The sequence below is a fragment of the Pseudosporangium ferrugineum genome (assembly GCF_003002065.1).
GTDB classification, from domain to species: domain Bacteria; phylum Actinomycetota; class Actinomycetes; order Mycobacteriales; family Micromonosporaceae; genus Actinoplanes; species Actinoplanes ferrugineus_A.
The window spans coordinates 307,200-329,127 of record NZ_PVZG01000007.1 but is presented as its reverse complement, the minus strand read 5'-3'; the positions used below and the strand labels follow the sequence as shown (position 1 = coordinate 329,127).

Below are 21,928 nucleotides of genomic sequence, written 5' to 3'. Positions count from 1 at the left end.
CTCATGGATGTGATCTCCACCGGTTTCGGTGTGCTCATCGCCGTGGTGCTGCTCATCGCGCTCGGCGTCGTCTTCTTCCTCAGCCGCATGTTCCGCAAGGTGGAGCAGGGCAAGGCGCTGATCGTGTCGAAGGTGCGCCGCGTCGACGTCACCTTCACCGGTGCGGTCGTGCTGCCCGTCCTGCACAAGGCCGAGACGATGGACATCTCGGTGAAGACGATCGAGATCTCGCGTACCGGCCGGGAGGGCCTGATCTGCCGCGACAACATCCGCGCGGACATCCGGATCACATTCTTCGTCCGGGTCAACAAGACGACCGAGGACGTCATCAAGGTCGCCCAGGCGATCGGCACCACCCGCGCCAGCAGCGAGCAGACCCTCCAGGAGCTGTTCAACGCCAAGTTCTCCGAGGCGCTCAAGACGGTCGGCAAGCAGCTGGACTTCGTCGACCTCTACACCAAGCGCAACGAGTTCCGGGACCAGATCATCGAGGTGATCGGCACCGACCTCAACGGCTACAGCCTCGAGGACGCCGCCATCGACTTCCTCGAGCAGACGCCGATGAGCTCGCTCGACCCGAAGAACATCCTCGACGCGCAGGGCATCCGGAAGATCACCGAGCTGACCGCGATCGAGTCGGTGCGCACCAACGACTTCCGGCGCAACGAGGAGAAGGAGATCACCCGGCAGAACGTGGACGCCAAGGAGGCGATCCTCGAGCTGGAGCGCCGGCAGGCGGACGCGGAGATCAAGCAGCGCCGGGAGATCGAGACCATCCGGGCCCGCGAGGAGGCGGAGATCCAGCTCGCGCAGGCCGAGGAGCGGCTCCGCGCCGAGGGCGCCCACCTGCGCACCGAGCAGCAGCTGGGCGTACAGAAGGAGAACAAGGCCCGGGAGATCGCGGTCGCCGAGAAGAACCGCGAGCGGGTCATCGCCATCGAGACCGAGCGCATCGAGAAGGACCGGATGCTCGAGGTCATCGGCCGCGACCGGGAGACCGAGCTCTCCACCATCGCCAAGGACAAGGAGGTCGAGGCCGAGAAGCGCTCGATCGCCGAGGTGATCCGCGAGCGCATCGCGGTGGAGAAGACGGTCGCCGAGCAGGAGGAGAACATCAAGCGGCTGCGCGTCGTCGAGGAGGCGGAGCGCACCCGGCAGGCCGTGATCATCAACGCCGAGGCCGAGGCCCAGGAGGCCCTGGTCAAGGACATCAAGGCGGCGGAGGCGGCCGAGACGGCCGCGAAGTTCAAGGCCCGCGAGGAACTGGTGCTGGCGGAGGCCCGGCAGCAGGCCGCCGAGCTGGACGCCCGGGCCAAGATCCGGCTGGCCGAGGGTACGCAGGCCGAGGCGGCCGCCGCCGGCCTGGCCGACGTGCAGGTACGCGAGCGCAACGCCGAGGTGGTCGAGAAGACCGGCCGCGCCGAGGCCGCCGTCGAGCGGGAAAAGGCGCTGGTCGCCGCCGAGGCGATCCGCGAGAAGCTCAAGGGCGAGGCCGAGGGCCTGCAGGAGAAGGCCGGCGCGATGGCCGCGCTGGACGACGCCACCCGCGAGCACGAGGAGTACCGGCTGCGGCTGGAGCTCGAGAAGGAGGTACGCCTCGCCGGCCTCACCACGCAGAAGGAGATCGCCGAGGCGCAGGCCACGCTCATCGCGACCGGCCTGGAGAAGGCCGACATCGACATCGTCGGCGGGGACTCGGTGTTCTTCGACAAGCTGATCGGCTCGATCACCATGGGCAAGGCCGTCGACGGCTTCGTCCAGCACTCCGACGTGGTCCAGGGACTCGGCTCGCGCTACCTGGACGGCTCCGCGAACTTCGCCGACGACCTGGGCCGGGTGATCGGCGCGGTGAACACCGGTGACGTGGCCAACCTGACCCTGTCGGCGTTCCTCACCCAGCAGATCAAGGCCGGCCGCGGCGACGCCGGGAAGCTCAAGGAACTGCTCGCCGCCGCCACGGAAATGGGGCTGGCGGACGCCAAGGTTCCGGCGAAGCGGTGACCGCGGCGACCACGGAGACGCTCGACGCCGGCACGTACGAGGTCCTGCGCGCCCGCCTCGGCGCGCAGGCCAAGGAGCTGGCCGGCCGCGCCGAGGCGCTGAACACCCGCCGGATGGAGACGTTCGGCGGGCAGCAGATGCGGCTGCTCGGCTCGGAGCGGATCCGCACCGAGAACAACTGCGTGCCACGCGACCTGGTGCAGGTCGGCGGGTCGATGCTCTTCGGCTACAACGTGTTCATCGGGCTGCGCACCGAGACCACGGTCGACGACGTCTTCGCCGTGCACGGCTTCGCGGACGGCAAGTTCCACCCGGCGGAGCTGCCCGGCCTGCTCGACGATCCGGGCTTCCAGCGCGACTTCGCCGAGCTGTACCGGTACTACCGGGAGACGCATCTGCTGCAACTGCGCCGGCTGGAGGGGCTGCTCCTCGCGGTCTTCCAGACCGGCGCCCGCGCCGACGACCTCAAGGTGCTGCGGTGGCGGGTCGGCACCGACGGGTCGGTCGCGTACGTCGACAACCGTGGCGAACGCGACCACGTCTTCCCGCCCTCGCACGACTTCGAATGGCAGCTCACCACCCGTGAGCAGCACGTCCTCGGCCGGCACCCGCACGTGTCCATCGAGGACCAGGTGTTCGTCGAGACCGTCGGCGGCTCGCTGACCGTCAAGGTGGAGAACAACACCGAGGACGGCGAGGGCATCTTCTCCGAGCCCGTCGACGAGCCGCTGCAGAGCCTCGCCGACGCGGAGATCGCGTACGCCCGCCTCGGCCCGCTGATCCTGCTGCGCGTGCTGCCGTACAAGGAGACCACGCACCGGTATCTGGTCTTCAACACCCGTACGCGCGACGTGATCCGCCTCGACGGCATCGGGCAGGCGTGCCAGCGGCTGCCCGAGGATCAGGGGATCATCTTCCCCGGCGGCTACTACCTGGCCACCGGCGTCGCGAAGACCTTCGAGGCGGACGTCGCCGAGCTGGAGTTCGAGCGGGTCGTGCGCTCGGTCAACGGCGAGGACGTGCTGTACGTCTTCCACGCGCGGGCCGCCGGGCGCTACCTGCTGCTGCCGTACAACGTGATCCGCAAGGAGGTCGCCACCCCGATCCCCTGCCACGGCTACTCGCTGTTCGACGACGGCACGCTGGTCGCCTTCCGGGCGGTGTCGGACGAGCCGGCCCGGGTGCACCCGATGCAGGTGTGGCAGACGCCGTACGTCTCGGACACCTTCGCCGCCGCCCAGCCCGTCGGCACCGGGCCGCTGGACCGGGTGGGCAACGCCGACCTGGTCCGGGGCATCGCCGACGCCCTGTCGGTCTCGCGCATGATCGACGAGATGACGCCCTCCGGCGCGGTCTTCGAGGCGATCATCGCCGCCTGCACCCGGCTCTTCGACCAGTACCACTGGCTCGCCGACCCGGAGCTGGAGGACCTGCGGACCCCGCTCGCCGACGTACGCGCCACCGCCGAGCAGGTCCTCGACGAGTTCGAGTCCGTCCAGGAGCTGACCGCGCAGGCCGCGGCGGCCGTCGAGGAGGCCGGCGCCACCACCACCTCGCTGATCCGTCGCGCCCGCGGCGAGGTGCCCACCAGCACCGACGCCTGGATCCGGCAGCTCGCGGCGCTGCGCCAGGCCCAGGGCCGCATCGTCACCCTGCGCGAGCTGCGGTACGTCGACACCGCCCGGCTCGACGCCCTCGCGGCGGAGCTGTCCGCCGAGGTCGACTCCACCGCACGCCGCGCCGTCGACTTCCTCCGGCGCGAGGACGCCTTCGCCGGCTACCAGCAATCCGTCGACCAGCTCGTCGCCGACGCGGCGGGCATCGCCACCGTGGCCGAGGCGGCCCCCGTCGCCGAGCGGCTCACCGAGCAGGCCGACGGCCTCCAGGTCGTCACCGAGGTGGTCGGCGGCCTCGACATCGCCGACGCCACCGTCCGCGTCGGCATCCTCGAACGCATCGGCGAGGTGCTCGGCGGGGTCAACCGGGCCCGCGCCACGCTGGACGCCCGCCGCCGCGAGCTGGCCGCCGTCGAGGGCCGGGCCGCCTTCGCCGCCGAGTTCGCGCTGCTCACCCAGTCGGTCACCGCCGGGCTGGCCGCCGCGGACACCCCGGAACGCTCCGACGAGCACCTCGCCCGGCTGATGCTCCAGGTCGAGGCGCTGGAGTCGCGCTTCGGTGAGTTCGACGACTTCGCCGACCAGCTCGCCGCCAAACGCACCGAGGTCTACGACGCCTTCGCCGCCCGCCGGCAGGCGCTGCTGGACGAGCGCGCGCGTCGCGCCGACCGGCTGTTCGACTCCGCGCAGCGCACCCTCGCCAGCGTCCAGCGCCGGGTCGCGAGCCTCGGCACCGTCGACGACGTCAATACGTACTTCGCCACCGATCCGATGGTCGGCAAGGTGCGGAAGGTCGCGGACGAGCTGCGTACCCTCGGCGACACCGTGCGGGCCGAGGAGCTGGAGGGCCGGATCAAGGCCGCGCGGCAGGAGGCCGGGCGGTCCCTGCGCGACCGGCTCGACCTCTACGGCGCCGACGGCTCCACCATCACCCTGGGCCGGCACACGTTCGCGGTGAACACCCAGGCGATCGACCTCACCCTCGTCCCGGACGGGCCGGAGCTGGCGTTCGCGATCACCGGCACCGACTATCGCGGGCCGGTCCGCGACGAGGAATTCCTGGCCACGCGGCCGTTCTGGGAGCAGCCCCTGGTCTCCGAGGCCCCCGAGCTGTCCCGGGCCGAACACCTGGCCGCGACCCTCTTCGCGGAAAATCCCGCGGTGCCCGCGGACGACGACCTCGGTGATCTGGTACGCCGGGGAGCGGAGGCCCGCTACGACGAGGGCTACGAACGCGGCGTCCACGACAGCGACGCGACGCTGATCCTCGACGCGGTGATCCGCCTGCACGCCGCGGCCGGGCTGCTGCGCTATCCGGCGCCGGTGCGGGCCGCCGCGCAGCTCTTCTGGGTCACGCTGCCCGCGGCCGAGCAGACGTCCTGGACCGTGCGGGCCGCGTCCCTGGTCCGGGCGCGGGAGCTGTTCGGCGCCGGCGACGACCTCGCGGACCTGGGCGCCGCCCTCGCCGACGCCGCGGGCGCCGAGCGGGCCGTCGGCGAATACCTGGTGGAGGAGCTGGCCGCCACCCCGGCCGGCTTCGTGACCAGTGCGACCGCGCGCGCCTTCCTCGACCGCTTCCACCGGGCGCTGACCGCGGGACCCGCCCGCAGCTACGCCGACGACCTGCGGGCGCTCGAGGGGGACCCGGCCGCGCGCCGGCAGCTCGTGCACGCGTGGCTGTCGGCGTACCACCGGGCGCATCCGGAGGCCGGGGATGCGAGCGACGTCGCCGAGGCCGTCGCGATCGAGCTGACCGGCACCGCGCTGACCCGGTACGACTCGGCGGCGGCGGTGAGCGAGACGGTGTCCGGGCTGCTCTCCACGCACCCGCGGATCGTGGGCGGGCGGCTGACCGTACGCCTGGACGAGTTCCTCGCCGCCACCCGGCGGTTCCGGGAGGAGCGGGTGCCGGCGTACCGGGCGTACCAGAAGAAGCGGACCGCCCTCGCCGCGGCCGAGCGGCACCGCCTGCGCCTGGACGAGTTCAAGCCCGGGGTGATGTCGGCGTTCGTGCGCAACCGGCTCCTCGACGAGGTCTACCTGCCCCTGATCGGCGACAACCTGGCCCGCCAGCTCGGCGCGGCCGGCGACGGGCGGCGCACCGACCAGTCCGGCCTGCTGCTGCTGATCTCGCCGCCCGGCTACGGCAAGACGACCCTCATGGAGTACGTCGCCAACCGGCTCGGCCTGGTGTTCGTCAAGGTCAACGGGCCGGCGCTGGGCCACGAGGTGACCTCGCTCGACCCGGCCGACGCGCCCGACGCCACCGCCCGGCAGGAGGTGGAGAAGATCTCGTTCGCGTTGGAGATGGGCAACAACGTCCTGCTCTACCTCGACGACATCCAGCACACCTCGCCCGAGCTGCTGCAGAAGTTCATCTCGCTCTGTGACGCGCAACGGCGGATGGAAGGGGTCTGGGAGGGCCGGACGCGCACGTACGACCTGCGCGGCAAGCGGTTCGCGGTGTGCATGGCCGGCAACCCGTACACCGAGAGCGGCAAGCGGTTCCGGATCCCCGACATGCTCGCCAACCGGGCCGACGTGTGGAACCTCGGCGACGTGCTCAGCGGCCGGGAGGAGGCGTTCGAGATGTCGTACCTGGAGAACGCCCTGACCTCGAACCCGGTGCTGGCGCCGCTGTCCGCGCGGGACCGGGCCGACCTTCCGCTGCTCGTACGCCTCGCCGAGGGGGACGAGTCGGTGCGGCCGGACCGGCTCAGCCACGCGTACTCGGCCATCGAGCTGGAGCAGGTGCTGTCGGTGCTGCGCAAGATGCGGCGGGTGCAGCGGATCGTGTTGCGCAACAACCAGGCGTACATCGCCTCCGCCGGGCAGGCCGACGCGTCGCGCACCGAGCCGCCGTTCCGGTTGCAGGGCTCCTACCGCAACATGAACAAGCTCGCCGAGCGGATCGTCCCGGTGATGAACGACGACGAGCTGGAGGCCGTGGTCGACGACCACTACCTCGGCGAGGCGCAGACGCTGACCACCGGCACCGAGGCCAACCTGCTCAAGCTCGCCGAGCTGCGCGGCCGGCTGACCCCGGAGCAGGCGGCGCGGTGGGCCGAGGTCAAGGCCGCCTTCCTGCGCGAGAAGGCGCTGGGCGGCGCGGAGGACGACCCGATGACCCGGGCGGTGGGCGCGGTCGGCCTGCTCGCCGACCGGGTCGGCGGGGTGGAGCAGGCCATCCTGCGCGCTCGGCCTTAGCCGGGGCGGGCCGCTCGGGCCGATTGCCGGCCTACCGGCCGCGGTCGATTTGTCGGCCTACCGGCCGGAGTTGATTTGCCGGCCTGCCGGCTGGGGTCGATTTGTCGGCCTCGGCCGGCTTGTCGGCTCTGTCCGGTCAGTCCTGGGCGCGGAGCAGGGTCGGGTCCTCGCGGAGCAGGGCGGCCAGGCGTTTGGCCGCCAGCTCCGTCTCCTCCTCGTTGACCCGCAGCGGGATCGGCTCGGGCAGCGGGGTGGGCATGCGCGGGCCCACGTTCGGCTCCTCCGGCGCGTGCTGCTGCTCGGCGTGGATGCGGCGGGTCTGCGGCGGCACCTCCGGCGGCGGCGTGGGCGCGAACGGGTGCGGCTCCTCGTACTGCGGGTGCGCGCCGTTCGGGTAGGAGATCCGCCGGGTGTCCTCGCCGTGCTCGGCCGGCGGTTGCTCGTACCCGTAGTCGGCCGGCGCCACGTAGGCCTCGGCCTCCTCGAGATCGATGTCGATGATGTCGTCGTCGGGCGGCTCGGCCGCCCGCTGAGCGACCGAATTGTCCGCACTGACCTGGACGATGCCGTCCTCCAGGGCGAAGTGCAGCAACACCGGGTCGCCCGCGCCCTCGACACCGACCGTCACGGCGAGCTCGGGGTTGCGGCCCACGACAGCGGCGATCGCCTCGACCAGCTCCGTCACCGACGCCGGGGTGCCCGTGGCCTCCCCCGCGGCGCGTCGGCGCAGCTCATCGCGGCGTGCCAGCCTGTCGAGCGCGTCGTCCAGTCCGCCTCGCACGTCACCGTCCTCCCGTCAACGCAGTCCCGGTACAACTGTGCACGGTCGATGGGCCGTTTGGGAACCGGGTACTCAGCGAATCGGCGCACACCTTACGACGAACGCATCCGCATCGCCTTGTCGAGGGCCTGATCCAGCACCACGAGCAAAGCGTCGCGCACCGATGCCCGGTAGCGGGCATCGAACTGCAACACGGGTACGTCGTCACGGATAGCGAGCGCCCAGCGCACCTCGTCCAGGTTATAGCCGAGTTGTCCGTTGAAGGTGTTCACGCCGACCACGAACGGCAGCCCGGCGCGCTCGAAGTAGTCCACGGCGGGATAGCAGTCGTCGATCCGGGACGTATCGACCACCACCAGGGCGCCGAGCGCGCCGCGGACCAGGTCGTCCCACATGAACGAGAAGCGGGACTGTCCCGGGGTGCCGAAGAGGTACAGCTTCAGGGTCTGGTCGATGGTGACGCAGCCGAAGTCCATCGCGATCGTCGTGGTGGTCTTGGCCGTCGCCGGACCCGGATCGTCGACGCCGACCGCCTCCAGGGTCATCTCGGCCTCGGTGGTCAGCGGCGAGATCTCCGAAATGGCGCCCACGGTCGTCGTCTTGCCGACACCGAAGCCGCCGGCAACGATGATCTTGACCGGCACCGGGGGCGTGGTCTTCTGCGGCGCGCCGGGCACCCGCGCGGTGCCGACGACGCGGCGGTCAGGATATGGATCGAAGTCCACGGATCACTCGCATGATGGTCTCGGGGTCGGGGAAGTCGTTCTCCAACACGTGAACGTCCAGGTGGCCGGCGGCGCGGAGGTCGCCGACGAGGATCCGGGCCACACCGAAGTGCAGCCGGAGCCGCGCCGAGATCTCCGCGACCGACAGCGGTTCGCCGCAGAGCTGGACGATGGCCCGCTGCTCCGGCGAGAGCCGCGCGCCGGTCGCGCCGGGAAGGGCGCTGACCTGCGTCTCCAGCCCGATGCCGGCATCCTGTCCGGCGACCCTGCCGGACGTGATGACGAACGGTCGCAACGAGGCCGGCTGCTCTCCGGGCGGCACCGCGGGCGCGGGCTCGGGAGCCGATGCCGGCGCGTACGCCGGACCGGAGCCCGGAGTGCGCAGGAACGGCCGGACAGCGGGCGCAGCCGGGCGGTCCGGTTCGTCGGGTTCGGCCGGATTCGTCATGTCGTGACCGGTCCTCATCGCTGTCGCTGGACGACTCTGCCGCCGGGCGGTCCTACTGCTGGACGGCGTTCTTCAGCTCGGCGATGAGGCGCGGGCTCAGGGCGCCGCCCGCGCGGGTGGCGAAGAGCGTCATCTCGTACGCCAGGGTGCCGAGGTTGGCCGTCCGGTCCGCGATCACGCCCAGTACGGAGCCGGCACTGATCGTGGTCACCAGCAGGTAGCCGTCCGCCATGTCGATGATGACCCGGTTGAGGCCGCCCAGTGCGTACCAGCTGGCGGCGCCGCCGGCGAGGCTGGTCAGGCCCGAGACCACCGCGGCGAGGCGCTCGGCGTTGGGCCGGTCCTTGATCGCCGACATCGCCATGAGCAGCCCGTCCGAGGAGACGGCGATGGCCTCGACGACGCCGGCGGTGCCGGACGTGAACGAGTCGAGCAGCCAGTTGAAGGTCTTCGCCTCCGCACTGAGCTGCGACTGCGCATAGTCGCGTCCATTGCCGGTGTCCGTGGAGTAGGGGGAAGTCATCGCGGTTGTCCTTCGGGTTGCGGCTGAGTTTCGTTCATTGCCCGGGCCACGCCGTACTCGAACTGCTCCATCAGGGCCCGGGCGGCGTCCGGATCGAGCGGTTGCGCCGGCGCGGCCGGCGGGGTCGGAGTCGGGTCGCCGACCGGCAGGGTCGCGCCCGGCACGCGCCGGGTCAGCGGGGGATGACCCACGGCCGGCGGAGCGGCCATGTCCTGCTCGATGACGTCCCACTGGGCGCGCGACACCCCGGCCTCGAACGCGTCGAAGGCCTCCCGGGCGGCGAGCGCATCGTCCGCGGTCGGCGGCGCGGCGGCCAGCCTCGGCCCGCTCTCCGCCGGCAACTGACTGCCCGGAACCCGCCGGCGCAGCGGCGTGGCCGAGCCGTTGCGCCCCTCCGGGCTGGTGCGCGGCTGCGGCACGACCCCCGGGGGTACGACCGGCTGCCGTCCGATCGCCGGGGACGCCGGCTGAGCGGGCTGCTGAGCGGGCTGCTGTGCGGGCGCGGGCTGCTGCGGGCGCTGGTAGAGCGAGTCGGCGTCGTTGCGGCGCACCGCCTCCGGGGCCGCCGACATGACGACCGGGCCCTCCACCACCGGATGCGCCGGCTCGGCGTTGCGGCCCGCCGACATGACGACCGGGCCCTCCACCGGAGGCGTGGGCTCGGCGTAGCGGCCCGCCGACGGCAACTCGGGCAGCGCCGCCGGGAAGCGGCCGGCCACCGGCGTGGCCTCCAGCACGGTCGGCTGCACCCGGACGTCGGTGGGCGCCGCCTCGAGCTGCGGCGCGGTCGCCCGTACGGCGAAGGCGTTCCAGGAGCGCGCCACCTCGAGCGTCCGGGTGGCCCGGTTGAGCACGTTGGCGTCGAAGGGCTGCGCGCTGCCCGGCACGGACCGGGCCGCGCCGCCGGCGATCAGCGGCGCGAACTCGGTGTGGCTGCTCGGCACGGTCGCGTGGATCGGCGCGAGGACGGGCAGCGGCTCCTGCCGTGCCACGAGATGCTGGGGACTCAGGTCGACCCACGCCGTCACGCCGCCGTCGTGCGTGTCGGTCAGGGTGACCTCGATGCCGTGCCGGCGGGCCAGACGGCCGACCACGAACAGGCCGAGCACCTCGGTCGGGGCGAGGTCGAGGCGCTCGCGGCGGGTCAGCCGCGCGTTCTCCTCGGCCAGCCGCTCCGGCGCCAGGCCCAGGCCGTGGTCCACGATGGCCAGCCGGGCACCGCCGCGCAGCTCCGCGGCGGTGACGGTGACCCGGGTGTGCGGGGGCGAGAACGAGGTGGAGTTCTCCATCAGCTCCGCGAGCAGCAGCGTCAGGTCGGCCACGACGGCCGGCACGACGACGATCTCCTCGGGCACCTCGACGTCGACCCGCGTGTAGTCCTCGATCTCACCGAGGGCGAGACGGACGACGTCGGACAGCGGCAGCGGCGCCATGTGGTCGTTCGCGCCGGCCCCGCCGGAGAGCACGACCAGCGAGCTCGCATTACGCCGCAACCGGCTGGACATGTGGTCGAGCCGGTACAGCTCGCGCAGGCGGTCGGTGTCGGTCTCGCGCCGCTCCAGGTTGTCGATCAGGGCCAGCTGACGGCCGACCAGGTTCTGGGTACGCCGGCCGACGTGCCCGAACATCTGGGCGACGTTGCGGCGGCCGGCCACCTGGCGTTCCACCAGCCGGGCGGCGGTGGTCTGCACCCGGTCGAAGGCGCGGGCCAGGTCGCCGATCTCGTCGCGGGCCTCCACGTCGACGGGGTCGAGGCGGATCGGCCGGGCGGCCTCCGCCTCGTCGTCCGCCACGCGTTCCAGCTCGGCCTCGGCGGCGCGGGCGATCCGTTCCGCGGACGACGTCAGGCGGCGCAGCGGCCGGGCGACCGCGCGGGCCATGAACAGCGACAACGCGACGACCAGCAGGAGCAGCAGCAGCGAGCCGCCACCGACCAGGGCGGCCGTACGCAGCGCGGCGTCCCGCTCCTCGGCCACGGCCGTGTCCACGTCGGCGGCGACGCGCTTCTCCACGAAGCCGCCGAGGACGATGACGGACCGCAGCGACGGGAACAGCGTCGCGATGTCCAGCTGCTTGATGGCCGAGTCGGGGTTGGTCGCCGCCTCGACGAGGAAGCGCGTGCCGACCCGGGACGCGAACGCGTCCTGAGCGCCGAGGTAGAGCTTGTACTGCGCGTCGGTGAAGTACGGCTGCGCGTTGGTGATGACGAGCTGCAGCTGCAACAGCGTGGAGTAGAAGAGCCGGACGAGCCCGGCGTTCTTCGTCATCACGGCCGCCGCCAGGTAACCGGACGCCTCGCTGATCATGCCGTCACTGCGGAGGGCCTGCTCGAGGGCGTACACCTGCCGGCCGGCGGACGTGGTCAGGTCGGCCCGCCGGACCAGCGCCAGCTCGTTGAGGATCGAGTTGATCACGCCGGAGAAGTCGGTGACGATCAGGTTGGGGCGCAGCGTCCGGTTGAGCACGTTGGCCCGGGTCGCGGAGAGCTTGGCGCTGTCGTCGACGGCCTTGGCGAGCCCCGGCGACAGCGACTGGTCCAGATTCTTGAGGCCCTGGATGCGGTCGGTGGCCTTGGCGCTCTGCACCGCGAGCTCCGGCTCCTGGACCAGGCCGAACAGGTAGCCGACCGAGAGCAGCCGCTCCTCCTGCAACTCCTGCACGGCGGACCCGACCTGGGTGGCCAGCTGCACGGCGTCGGAGATGTCGTCGGCGTCGCGCGCCACGTCGATGCGGTTGACGACGATCGGCACCGCCAGGGCGACGACCCCGATCAACGGTACGAGCATGAGCAGCGTCAGCTTGCCCAGGATGCGGAACTTACCGAAGAGCACCGGATCGCTCCCGCCGTGTCGGGGTGGCCTCCGCGTACGCGGGCACCGAACCGTCGTAGTCGGCGCCGGCCGGCCGTACCGTCATGTCCCGGGTGTCCTCGCCGGGAACGCGCGACGACGGTGGTGACGCCCCGGCCCGTCGCCGGCCGGTCAGCGGCATCACGATCGCCGCGGCGGCCAGCAGGACGACCGCCGCGGCGGCGGCCAGCGCCTCCAGGGTGCGATAGCCGAGGCTGTCGAGCCGGTCGTCGAGCAGGCGCGACATCTCCCGCATCGTGATCCCGGAGAGGTTGCCCAGCGACACCTGCAGCCGGGTCTGCGCCGTGGCGATGGTGGCGGCGCTCGGGGCTCCGTTGGGGTTGGCGCCGCGGGTCAGCAGCTCCACCCCGCGCCGGAACGCGTCGAGGCCGCTGACCAGGTTGCCGCTCAGCGTCGGGCTGTTGGTGTCGTCGACGGCGGCCTGAAGGTTGTCGGTGAGGCTGTTGACCGAGGTGTTGACCGCGAGCACGGCGGCGCCGAACTGCGGCCCGAGCTGCGCCTGCTGGGTGGCGTTCGCCTTGGCGACGAGCTGGCTCAGGTCGGCCATCCGGCTCATCTGCACGACGGCGGTGGGCAGGTCGACGGCCACCGCCTGCTGGAGGTGCGAAACGTCGTTGTCGGGGTCGCGGACCAGCTCGGAGTTGTTGCGGACGGCCTCGTACAGCGCCATCGCCAGGTCGGTGACCTCGACGTGCGCCTGGAAGACGGCGGCGGCGCCCCCGGTGGCCTTCGGCAGCTGGTCGATGCGCTGCTTCAGCCCGTTCCACCGCTCCTGCGTCCGCAGGTCGGCGCCGACCCGGTCGTCCACGGCGGCGACACCGGCGACGGCGGCGGTCAGCGAGGCGGGCGGCGTGGAGACGCCGGAAAGGGCCGACGACTGGGCCTCGGCGAGCGCACTGACCAGCGGACCGAGGGCGGTCAGGTACTCGACGCCCTGCTGCTCGAGCCGGGTGCTGTCCTCGCGGTCGGAGACATCGCCCCAGACCCGGGCGAACAGAATGCCCGCCGGCACAAGTATCAAAACCGTCAAAACCGTCGCGAGCACCGAGCGCGTCCGGGTTCGCCGGTCATTCACCGAGACTGACATTGCCCAATTCCTCCGCCATGCATCCGCGATAGACCGTTTTGGCAGCTACCCTCCGTAGCCGTGCGGGCGCACCGATCCGGGTCAATCTATCCGGGAAATAATCAAGCGACCCCTTTCTTAGGGTCAGATTTGTGTCGTCTGATCGGGGGATGGACGCGACGGTTACCTGGTCGTACGCGGGCCTGGCCGCCTCCCACCGAAACCCCCTATTGCTGGCCGCGACCCCGCTCAGCAGCGCTCAAAGCGCCGTGAGCGGCGACTCGGATGAAACCCCTCGACGCTCGACAGATTTCCACAATGGAGTACGCTGTTCGATCCGACTGGCGTTACCGATGGGTAAAGAGCACGTCTCGTAATTACCGGTAGTCACGATAAGTAGTTGATCGAATACAGATTCTGTCCCGCGATATGGACGGATCTTTGGGATGATCCGCCCGGTGGATGCCCGGGCGGGCGTTCGGATCGCCCAAATCAGGCATTCGGTCCAGGCGGCCTCCGGGAGCCGGCCTGAGCGGCCGGCGCCGAGCGGCCCGGGTCCGGGCGGTCGCCCCGGAGCGGCCGGCTCCGGGGTGGCCCGGGTGCGTGGGCCGGCTTCATCCGTAGACCGGCTCGTCCCGTGGGCCGGCTTCGTCCGTGGGCCAGCTTCGTCCGTAGGCGGGCTTTCTCGTGGGCCGGTGTTGTTCGTGGCCGGTCTTGTTCGTGGGCCCGGCTTTGTTCGTCGGCGGGTCAGGCGGTGGGTTTGCCGCCGAGGCGGTCGAGGACCTGGAGGAGGGTGTCGCGGCTTTCGCCGAGCTGCTCGCCGGTCCAGCGTTCCTCCAGCGCGACCTCGGTGCCGTCGTGCAGGTGGAGCTCCGCCTTCGCCGGGGTGCGCTTGGTCACGGTGGTGGCGCGTACCTCCTCGAACGGCACGAAGCGGTAGCGGGTGGCCAGCTGCTCGACCGGCGCCGACGACAGCAGCTCCTGGAGCCGCTGCTTGCCGTTGTCGGTCGACTTGGGCCCCGGCACGAACAGGAAGCCGCGGTCGAGCAGGACCAGGTCGGTGTGCGCGCCGTCGACCTTGAGGTTGGCCATCGCCGCGATGACGTCCGAGCCCTTCGCGGTGGCCTTGCGCTCGATGATGCCGGCCGCCTCCACGCGTACGCCGTGCTCGCCCAGGCGCGCGCGGGCCTCCTCCAGGGTGTCCGGCGACACGGCGAGCTTGGCGATCTCCTCGAAGTCCAGCTCGGCCCCGGCGGCGTCGGTGAGTCGCACCGGGCCGGACCACGAGTGCCGCCAGAACGCGGTGCCCGACCGGATGGCCGCCAGCACGAACAGCATGTCCATCAGGCCGGCGAACCGGGCCGCCGCCTCGTCGCGGCCGGCGTCCGGGAAGAACTCCTCCGCGAGCTCGCCGAGCCGGCCCGCCGCCACCAGGTCGAACAGTGCGGCCAGGCCCGGGTCCGGGGTGCCGGTGAGCCGGCCCAGCGACCGGAACAGGCGGTCGGCGGTGACCTGGAGCCGGGCGGTGGCGGCCGCGGCGGTGAACTGCGGCCACGGCAGAACCTTGCGGTCGCCGACGTCGAGGACCTCGCTCTGCAGGGCTGTCCCGGCCGCCTGGACGGACGGCAGCAGGGCGGTGGCGGGGCGGCCGTCGACCGGGTGCGCGGGCTGCGGCGCCGTACGCATCACCGCGGTCCGCTCCGCGGTCGACGGGTGCGTGTCCCAGCGCGACTTGTGCTCCTCCGGCTCCTGGTCGCGCAGCTCCGCCAGCTCCTCCCCGCGGGCGGCGAAGAGCTGGCCGAACCCGCCGAAGAAGTCGTCCGGCGCATACCCGGCCTCCCAGCCCGAGGCGACGTACCGTCCGAAGTAGAAGTCCCAGGCCGCGTCGATGACCGGAAGCTCGCGCAGCGCGGACATGGCGACCTCGGGACCCGCGACCCGCACGGAGGCGCGGTCCGCGTCGAGCTCCTGGCGGCGCGACGCGGCGTTGTCCACGAGCAGGTAGAGCCGCGCGTAGCCGCGGAACACCATGCCGACCGGATTCCAGCGCCCGATGCGGCTGATGGTGCCGCCGATCGCGAGCCGCCCCCGATAGGCCACCGCACCGAGCCGGGTGTGCCGGCCGGAGTAGTGCCCGAGCTCGTGGGCGACGACCGACCGCAGCTGATCGACCGAGAGCGCCTGCACCAGCGGCATGCCCAGGTAGAGACGCCGCCGGCCGCCGATCAGGCCGAGCAGCTTGGTGTCCTCGCTGACCGCGGCGTTCACCTCGGGGACCAGCCGGATCTCGTCCGGGGTGCGGGTGCCCACCTCGGCGGCCAGGGCGTGCACCGTCTGCCACAGCTCCGGCGCGCCCTGCGGGGTGACGACGAGCCCGTGCATCGGCTCGGGGCGGGTCCGGACGGCCCGCCACAGCCCGACGACGGTGGCGCCGACTGCGAGCAGCAGCGGCAGGCCGAGCTTGAGGCCGACGGCGGCGTGGTGCTCCATCGCCGCCCATACGACGAAGGCGAGCACGGCGGCGAGCTGTATCAGCGCGACGACGTAGAAGCCGAGCAGCATCACCACGGATGCGGCAGCACGAAACATCGATGGTTCCTTTCCCCCGTGACGCCGCGGGCCCGCCGCGGCGCGAGGAAGATACCGACAGTGATCTTCGGCCGGCAACCCCGTTCGCCGGTGCCTGTGGACAACCGATGAAAACGCTGATCACCCCCTACGCTGGGCGGCATGGCATCTCGGGATCCGGCCGCTGACCTGCGGCGCATCGCGTTTCTGCTGGAGCGCGCCAACGAGGCGACATACCGGGTGAAGGCGTTCCGATCGGCCGCCCGTACGGTGGTCGGGCTCTCGCCGGTGGAGCTCGCCCAGCGGACGGCCGAGGGCACGCTCGCCAAGCTGCCCGGGGTGGGCGACGTGACCGCGCGCTGCATCACCGAGTCGCTCAGCGGCGAGGAGCCGGTCTACCTGCGGCGGCTGGAGAGCACCGAGGGCACCGATCTCAAGGGCGCGGCCGCGGCGCTGCGCGAGGCGTTGCGCGGCGACTGCCACGCCCATTCCGACTGGTCGGACGGCGGTTCACCGATCGAGGAGATGGCGCTCGCCGCGGTCGAGCTGGGCCACGAATATCTGGTGCTCACCGACCATTCGCCGCGCCTGACCGTGGCGCACGGGCTCAGCGCCGACCGGCTGCGTGACCAGCTCGACCACGTCGCGCGGCTGAACGACGCCCTGCCCGACGGCTTCCGCATCCTCACCGGCATCGAGGTCGACATCCTCGCCGACGGCTCCCTCGACCAGGAGGACGAGCTGCTGGCCCGGCTGGACGTCGTGGTCGGATCGGTGCACAGCGGCCTGCGGGACGAGTCGCCGAAGATGACGCGCCGGATGCTCACCGCGATCGCCAACCCGCACCTCGACATCCTCGGCCACCTGACCGGGCGCAAGGTGTCCGCCGCGGGGGAGGGCGACCGGGCGCATCGCGGTGGCCGTACCCGCCCGCCGAGCACCTTCGACGTGGAGAAGGTGCTCGCCGCCTGCGTCGAGCACGACAAGGCCGTGGAGATCAACTCGCGGCCCGACCGGCTCGATCCGCCCAAGCGCATGCTCACGGTCGCCGTCGAGGCCGGCTGCCTGTTCAGCATCGACACCGACGCCCACGCGCCGGGTCAGCTCGACTGGCAGCGCTTCGGTTGCGAACGCGCGGCGCTCTGCGGCGTACCCATCGACCGGGTGGTGAATACCTGGACCACCGACAAGCTGCTGTCCTGGACGGCCGGTCACGCCCCTGTGGATTAGGTCAGCGAATTGTCGGTGGTCTCCCGTAGGGTCGGCGCGTGGGACAGATTGATGACCTCGCCAACCGTTATGTCACCGAGTGGGCACCGCTCAACCCGACGGGCGCCACGTTCATCGGCGTGCCCGACCACGACGACAAGCTCGACGACCTGTCGCCGGAAGGCTTCGGCGCGCAGGCCGACCTGGTCCGGCGGACGCTGGCCGAGCTCGACCTCCTCGAGCCCGAGACCGAGGCGGAGAACGTCGCCAAGGACGCGATGCAGGAGCGGCTGGGCCTCGACCTCGTCCGCTACGAGGCCGGCGACACCGCGAGCGAGATCAACGTCATCTCCAGCGCCCTGCACGGCCTGCGCATGGTGTTCGACCTCATGCCGATCCAGGGCGAGCAGGCGGTGGCCAACATCTCCGCCCGCCTCGGCGGCTTCCCGCAGGCGCTCGAGCAGTACAAACGCAGCCTGCTCGAGGAGGCCGCGAAGGGCAACGTGAGCGCGCGGACCCAGATGATCGCGGTCGCCGAGCAGTGCGCCGCGTGGGCCGACCCCGCCCGCGACAACTTCTTCCACGGCCTCGCCGACGGGCTCGGCGCGCAGGGAGCGCTCCTCGCGGAGCTGCAACGCAACGCTGCCGCGGCCACGGCGGCCACTGCGGGCTTCGGGCAATTCCTGCGTACGGAGTTGGCCCCGCTCGGCCGCGACAAGGAGGCGGCGGGCCGCGAACGGTACGCCCGCGCCTCGCAGTACTTCCTCGGGGCGAAGATCGACCTCGAGGAGACGTACGCCTGGGGCTTCGAGGAGCTCGCCCGGCTGGAGCGCGAGATGCGGTCGGTGGCCGCCGAGATCGCGGGCTCGGGCGCGACGGTCGACCGGGCCGTGGAGGTCCTCGACGCCGACCCGGCCCGGCGCATCGCCGGCAAGGAGGCCTTCCGTGACTGGATGCAGGCGACCGCCGACAAGGCGATGTCCGAGCTGAACGGCACCCACTTCGACATTCCTGCCCCGGTGCTGACGGTGGAGGCGTGCCTGGCGCCGACCAGCGACGGCAGCATCTACTACACGGCACCGAGCGAGGACTTCAGCCGTCCCGGTCGCATGTGGTGGGCGGTGCCGGAGAACCAGACGGAGTTCTCCACCTGGCGCGAGACCTCGACGGTCTACCACGAGGGCGTGCCCGGTCATCACCTGCAGATCGGCCAGACCATCCACCGCGCCGACCTGCTCAACCGCTGGCAGCGCATGCTCTGCTGGTGCTCCGGCCACGGCGAGGGCTGGGCCCTGTACGCGGAACGCCTCATGGACGACCTCGGCTACCTCGCCGACCCGGGCGACCGCCTCGGCATGCTCGACGGCCAGGCGCTGCGCGCGACCCGGGTCATCGTCGACATCGGCATGCACCTCGAACTCGAGATCCCCCGCGACAACCCGTTCGGCTTCCACCCGGGCGAGCGCTGGACGCCGGAGCTGGGCTGGGAGTTCCTGCGCCAGCACTGCCGCATGCAGGAGGACGTGCTCCGCTTCGAGTGGAAACGCTATCTCGGCTGGCCGGGCCAGGCCCCGTCGTACAAGGTGGGCGAACGCATCTGGCTGCAGGCCCGCGCGGATGCCCAGGCCCGCAAGGGCGCCGACTTCAACCTGAAGGACTTCCACCGCGACGCGCTGAACCTGGGCGCGCTCGGCCTCGACCCCCTCCGCAAAGCCCTGGCGCGGCTGTGAGCCGGGCACTGACCGCCTCGGCCGTGACCCGGCCGGCCGGCCGTGCGCTGATCGGGCCGGCCGTGGTTGGCCGGGCCGGCTGTGGGCTGTCCCCGGCCCGGTCCGTCGGCCGCGTCGGCCGGTCGTGGTCGACCCCCGGTCCGTGGGCCGGGTCGGCCGGTCGTGGCTGACCGCCGGTCCGTGGGCTGGGTCGGCCGGTCGTGGCTGACCGCCGGGGTGGTCGCGGCGCTCTCGCCTCGCCGGCTCCCACCTTGTCGCTCCTCGGGTGGGTTGCACCCGGGGGTCGTGGGTGGGGTGGCGTGGATAGGCTGCGGCGCATGCGGACGATTGACTGGGTCGATGGGGCCGTGGAGCTCATCGACCAGACGCTTCTGCCCGGCGAGCTCAAGGTGCTGCGGGTGACCGCGGTCGCCGACCTGATCGCGGCCATCCAGTCGCTGGCCGTGCGGGGGGCTCCCGCTCTCGGGGTGGCCGGGGCGTTCGGGGTGGCACTGGCGGCCCGGGAGTTCGCCGGGGATGCCGTGGGGCTGGCTCGGGCCGTACGGGACGTGGAAGTTGCCCGGCCCACCGCCGTGAATCTTGCCCGGGGGGCTCGGCGGGCCGCGGGCCGGCTCGGGGACGGGTTCGAGGGGGTGCTGGCCGAGGCGTGCGTCGTGCGGGACGAGGAGATCGCGGCGTCGGCGGCGATGGCGGTGCTGGGGGCTGACCTGCTGGCCGAGCTGTGTGGCGGGCGGCCGCGGGTGTTGACGCACTGCAACACCGGCGGGCTGGCCGCGGTCGTCGGCGGTACGGCGCTGGGCGTGGTGTTCGAGTTGCAGCGGCGCGGAACCCTGGGCGGGGTCATCGCCAGCGAGACGCGGCCGTTGTTGCAGGGCGCCCGGCTGACCGCGTGGGAGCTGGAGCAGGCGGGCATCGAGTTCCGGGTCTCGGTCGACTCGGCGGGGCCGTTCCTGCTGGCCCGCGGCGAGGCCGACGCGGTCATCCTCGGCGCCGACCGGATCTGCGCCAACGGCGACGTCATCAACAAGGTCGGCACGTACGCGCACGCGCTCGGAGCGCAGCGGGCCGGGGTGCCGTTCGTGGTGGTCGCGCCCGAGTCGACGGTGGACATGGACACGCCGGACGGGGGTGCGGTGGAGATCGAGGACCGGGGAGCGGCGGAGGTGACGTCCTTCTCGGCGGCGGTCAACCCGGCCTTCGACGTCACCCCGCACGACCTGGTCACCGCGATCGTGACGGACCGGAGGGTCGTGCGCCTCGACCGTGGCGAGAAGTTGTAGGCCGACGCCGGGAAGCTGCCGCCCGCCCGAAGCGGTGGGCCCTGCCGAAGCGCGGCCTGGTCAAAGCGGCGGCCTGGTCAAAGCGGCGGCCCGGCCAAAGCGGCGGCCTGGTCGAAGCTGCGGCCTGGTCAAAGCGGCGGCGGACTGAAGCGGTGGGCCCGGAATGCGGTGGGCCCGGAATGCGGTGGGTGCGGGGAGGGGCTGCCGTCAGTTGGCGAGGCGGCGGCGGTTGGCGATCAGTTCGCGGATGCGGGCGCCGCGGAGGCGGGGTGGCTGGGTGTGCTCGCGGGCCGATTTGGCGTCGGCGAGGGCGGCCAGGAGCTCGAGCCTGCGACGGCGACGATCCGGGTCGAGTCGTTGCGGTACGTGGGCCATGGGGCCGAGACTGCCGAGCCGTAAAGCGTTCGTCAAGGGCGAGTGCGCTGCGCCACCAGGGCGGTACTTCGCGTCGATCACAGATCGGCGCAGAGCCGGACATTCACCATAGCGGCCAGTCGTCGGTGGTGATCCACCTCGCACCCACGAAGGTGGCCGCGACGGACAGGCCGACGCCGCTCACCAGGGCCACGCCGAGGGCCGCGCCGCGGTCGCCGAAGAGCGTCAGGTAGGCGGCCACGAGCCAGGCGGAGACGGCCGCGGCGACGGTCCACCAGGCGTACCCGAAAAGGTCGCGGCCCAGGGCGCCGAAGAGCGCGAACCAGATCGCCGCGGCGCCGAGGCCGGACAGCACCGACGCCGTCCGGATCGGGTGGGGCTCGCGGTAGATCGGGCGCAGCGGCAGGCTCGGCGGGGACTGCGGCATGGGCGGCGGTGGCAACCATCCGGGCGGCGGGGTCGCGGCCGGCCACCCTCCGTGCTGCTCCGTCATGCCATCCTCCCGGCGTCCCGGTCGCCGCGGCCCGGGATGGGCGCGACGCCGCATTCCCACCCTATCCAGCATCGCCCCACAAGAAGCGCGGGTCCGAGCACAGCGCCCCGAGAAGCGACGCCCGAGAAGCGACGGCGCCGCCGCAAGCCCGGAGACGACGAGCCTGCGGGACCGGGCTACTTCTGCCAGGATGGCGCCGTGGTTTCCCTGCGAACTCTCTCGGTCGTGACCGTCGCCGCGCTCTCGCTCGCCGCCTGCGGTGAGCCGGGGGGCGGGGCCGCGCCGACCGTGACGCCGCAGTTCGTGGAGCCGTCCGTGGCCGCGACCACGGCCGTGCCCCCGTCGCCCGCCGCCACCGACAAGGTCAGCGCGCCGCCGAGTGAGCCCGCGGCGCCGAGCAAGCCGCCCGCGACGCCGAGCAAGCCCGAGGACGTGCGGCACGTGTTCCCGGTGAAGGCGTCGAACGTGGCGTTCCATCCGACGCATTCGAAGTATCCGGCGACCGACATCTTCGCCGACTGCGGGGAGCCGGCCGTCGCCACGACCAGCGGCGTCGTGCTCGAGGTGAGCCTCAGGGACGAGTACGTGAAGGGTCGCCCCGACGGGCCCCTGAACGGCGGGCTGTCCGTGTCGATCCTCGGCGACGACGGCGTGCGGTACTACGGCTCGCACCTGAGCAAGGTGCAGGCCGGGATCAGGGCCGGCGTACGGGTCGAGGCGGGTCAGCGGCTCGGCAAGGTCGGGCGTACCGGCAACGCCAACGGGGTGTGCCACCTGCACTACGGCATCTCGCCGCCGTGCGCGAAGGTCGGCGACTGGAAGGTGCGGCGGGGTGTGATCTGGCCCGCGACCTACCTCACGTCGTGGCGCAAGGGCGGCAACAAGAGCCCGGTGGCCAAGGTCCAGTCGTGGAAGGCCGCGCACAACTGCCGGGCCTGAGCGGCACGGCCGCGCCCACGCCCGGGACGCCTGAGCGCCAGGGCCGCGCCCCCGCCCGGGGACGCCTGAGCGGCAGGGCCGCACCCTCGCCCGGGGA

At 72.2% G+C, this 21,928-nt stretch carries 15 protein-coding genes; 6 read left to right on the top strand and 9 right to left on the bottom strand.

All coding sequences use genetic code 11. The features are described 5' to 3' along the window. Positions 1–3 precede the first annotated feature (3 nt). Complete coding sequence (locus CLV70_RS17585; RefSeq protein ID WP_106127583.1) at positions 4–2,001, top strand: SPFH domain-containing protein; 1,998 nt, start codon at positions 4–6, stop codon at positions 1,999–2,001. Next, a complete protein-coding gene (locus tag CLV70_RS17580; protein ID WP_106127582.1) occupies positions 1,998–6,824 on the top strand; it encodes a DNA repair ATPase in 4,827 nt (1,608 codons plus the stop codon). The genes CLV70_RS17585 and CLV70_RS17580 overlap by 4 nt, the downstream gene beginning before the upstream one ends. A gap of 136 nt (positions 6,825–6,960) precedes the next feature. Here the strand turns inward: CLV70_RS17580 and CLV70_RS17575 are convergent, their stop codons facing one another. The 7 genes from CLV70_RS17575 to CLV70_RS17545 form a co-directional block, all read right to left on the bottom strand. After that, positions 6,961–7,605, bottom strand: coding sequence for a hypothetical protein (locus CLV70_RS17575; protein ID WP_106127581.1), 645 nt, complete (start codon positions 7,603–7,605; stop codon positions 6,961–6,963). Between the two features lie 92 nt (positions 7,606–7,697). Next, positions 7,698–8,330 (bottom strand): GTP-binding protein, encoded by a 633-nt coding sequence (locus CLV70_RS17570; RefSeq protein WP_106127580.1) that lies wholly within the window; start codon positions 8,328–8,330, stop codon positions 7,698–7,700. After that, positions 8,308–8,778 carry a DUF742 domain-containing protein gene (locus tag CLV70_RS17565; RefSeq protein ID WP_106127579.1) on the bottom strand — a complete coding sequence of 157 codons (471 nt, stop codon included), beginning with the start codon at positions 8,776–8,778 and terminating at the stop codon, positions 8,308–8,310. The genes CLV70_RS17570 and CLV70_RS17565 overlap by 23 nt, the downstream gene beginning before the upstream one ends. A 52-nt stretch (positions 8,779–8,830) precedes the next feature. After that, the gene (locus tag CLV70_RS17560) at positions 8,831–9,301 is read right to left on the bottom strand and encodes a roadblock/LC7 domain-containing protein (RefSeq protein ID WP_106127578.1); all 471 of its coding nucleotides are present in this window, start codon (positions 9,299–9,301) and stop codon (positions 8,831–8,833) included. Then, positions 9,298–12,132 (bottom strand): nitrate- and nitrite sensing domain-containing protein, encoded by a 2,835-nt coding sequence (locus CLV70_RS17555; protein WP_106127577.1) that lies wholly within the window; start codon positions 12,130–12,132, stop codon positions 9,298–9,300. Before CLV70_RS17555 ends, CLV70_RS17560 begins: the two co-directional genes overlap by 4 nt. Next, entirely contained in the window at positions 12,119–13,183 is a 1,065-nt protein-coding gene (locus CLV70_RS17550) for a hypothetical protein (RefSeq protein WP_106127576.1), read from the bottom strand. Before CLV70_RS17550 ends, CLV70_RS17555 begins: the two co-directional genes overlap by 14 nt. An 801-nt stretch (positions 13,184–13,984) precedes the next feature. Next, positions 13,985–15,826: a M48 family metallopeptidase gene (locus tag CLV70_RS17545; protein WP_106127575.1), complete on the bottom strand. Its 1,842-nt coding sequence runs from the start codon at positions 15,824–15,826 to the stop codon at positions 13,985–13,987. Between the two features lie 141 nt (positions 15,827–15,967). Here CLV70_RS17545 and CLV70_RS17540 point away from each other — a divergent pair, with 141 nt between their 5' ends. The 3 genes from CLV70_RS17540 (at position 15,968) to mtnA (ending at position 20,024) form a co-directional block, all read left to right on the top strand. Next, positions 15,968–17,035, top strand: a complete 1,068-nt coding sequence (locus tag CLV70_RS17540) for a PHP domain-containing protein (protein WP_106127574.1) — start codon at positions 15,968–15,970, stop codon at positions 17,033–17,035. 38 nt (positions 17,036–17,073) lie between these two features. Then, positions 17,074–18,744 (top strand): DUF885 domain-containing protein, encoded by a 1,671-nt coding sequence (locus tag CLV70_RS17535; RefSeq protein ID WP_106127573.1) that lies wholly within the window; start codon positions 17,074–17,076, stop codon positions 18,742–18,744. 317 nt (positions 18,745–19,061) lie between these two features. Then, the gene (gene mtnA / locus CLV70_RS17530) at positions 19,062–20,024 is read left to right on the top strand and encodes an S-methyl-5-thioribose-1-phosphate isomerase (protein WP_106127572.1); all 963 of its coding nucleotides are present in this window, start codon (positions 19,062–19,064) and stop codon (positions 20,022–20,024) included. Positions 20,025–20,231: 207 nt separating this feature from the next. Here the strand turns inward: mtnA and CLV70_RS40135 are convergent, their stop codons facing one another. Continuing rightward, a complete protein-coding gene (locus tag CLV70_RS40135; protein ID WP_170148628.1) occupies positions 20,232–20,399 on the bottom strand; it encodes a hypothetical protein in 168 nt (55 codons plus the stop codon). A gap of 103 nt (positions 20,400–20,502) precedes the next feature. Then, positions 20,503–20,892: a hypothetical protein gene (locus tag CLV70_RS17525; protein WP_425440175.1), complete on the bottom strand. Its 390-nt coding sequence runs from the start codon at positions 20,890–20,892 to the stop codon at positions 20,503–20,505. 36 nt (positions 20,893–20,928) lie between these two features. On the opposite strand from CLV70_RS17525, the gene CLV70_RS17520 reads away from it, so the two are divergent. Further along, the gene (locus tag CLV70_RS17520; protein ID WP_106127570.1) at positions 20,929–21,831 is read left to right on the top strand and encodes a M23 family metallopeptidase; all 903 of its coding nucleotides are present in this window, start codon (positions 20,929–20,931) and stop codon (positions 21,829–21,831) included. Positions 21,832–21,928: the final 97 nt, after the last annotated feature.

Bases quoted from the DNA above. Each gene is read 5' to 3' on its own strand.
- CLV70_RS17520 (WP_106127570.1), top strand. From the start codon at position 20,929: ATGGGCGCGACGCCGCATTCCCACCCTATCCAGCATCGCCCCACAAGA.
- CLV70_RS17585 (WP_106127583.1), top strand. From the start codon at position 4: ATGGATGTGATCTCCACCGGTTTCGGTGTGCTCATCGCCGTGGTGCTG.
- CLV70_RS17540 (WP_106127574.1), top strand. From the start codon at position 15,968: ATGGCATCTCGGGATCCGGCCGCTGACCTGCGGCGCATCGCGTTTCTG.
- CLV70_RS17560 (WP_106127578.1), bottom strand. From the start codon at position 9,301: ATGACTTCCCCCTACTCCACGGACACCGGCAATGGACGCGACTATGCG.
- mtnA (WP_106127572.1), top strand. From the start codon at position 19,062: ATGCGGACGATTGACTGGGTCGATGGGGCCGTGGAGCTCATCGACCAG.
- CLV70_RS17545 (WP_106127575.1), bottom strand. From the start codon at position 15,826: ATGTTTCGTGCTGCCGCATCCGTGGTGATGCTGCTCGGCTTCTACGTC.
- CLV70_RS17565 (WP_106127579.1), bottom strand. From the start codon at position 8,778: ATGACGAATCCGGCCGAACCCGACGAACCGGACCGCCCGGCTGCGCCC.
- CLV70_RS17525 (WP_425440175.1), bottom strand. From the start codon at position 20,892: ATGACGGAGCAGCACGGAGGGTGGCCGGCCGCGACCCCGCCGCCCGGA.
- CLV70_RS40135 (WP_170148628.1), bottom strand. From the start codon at position 20,399: ATGGCCCACGTACCGCAACGACTCGACCCGGATCGTCGCCGTCGCAGG.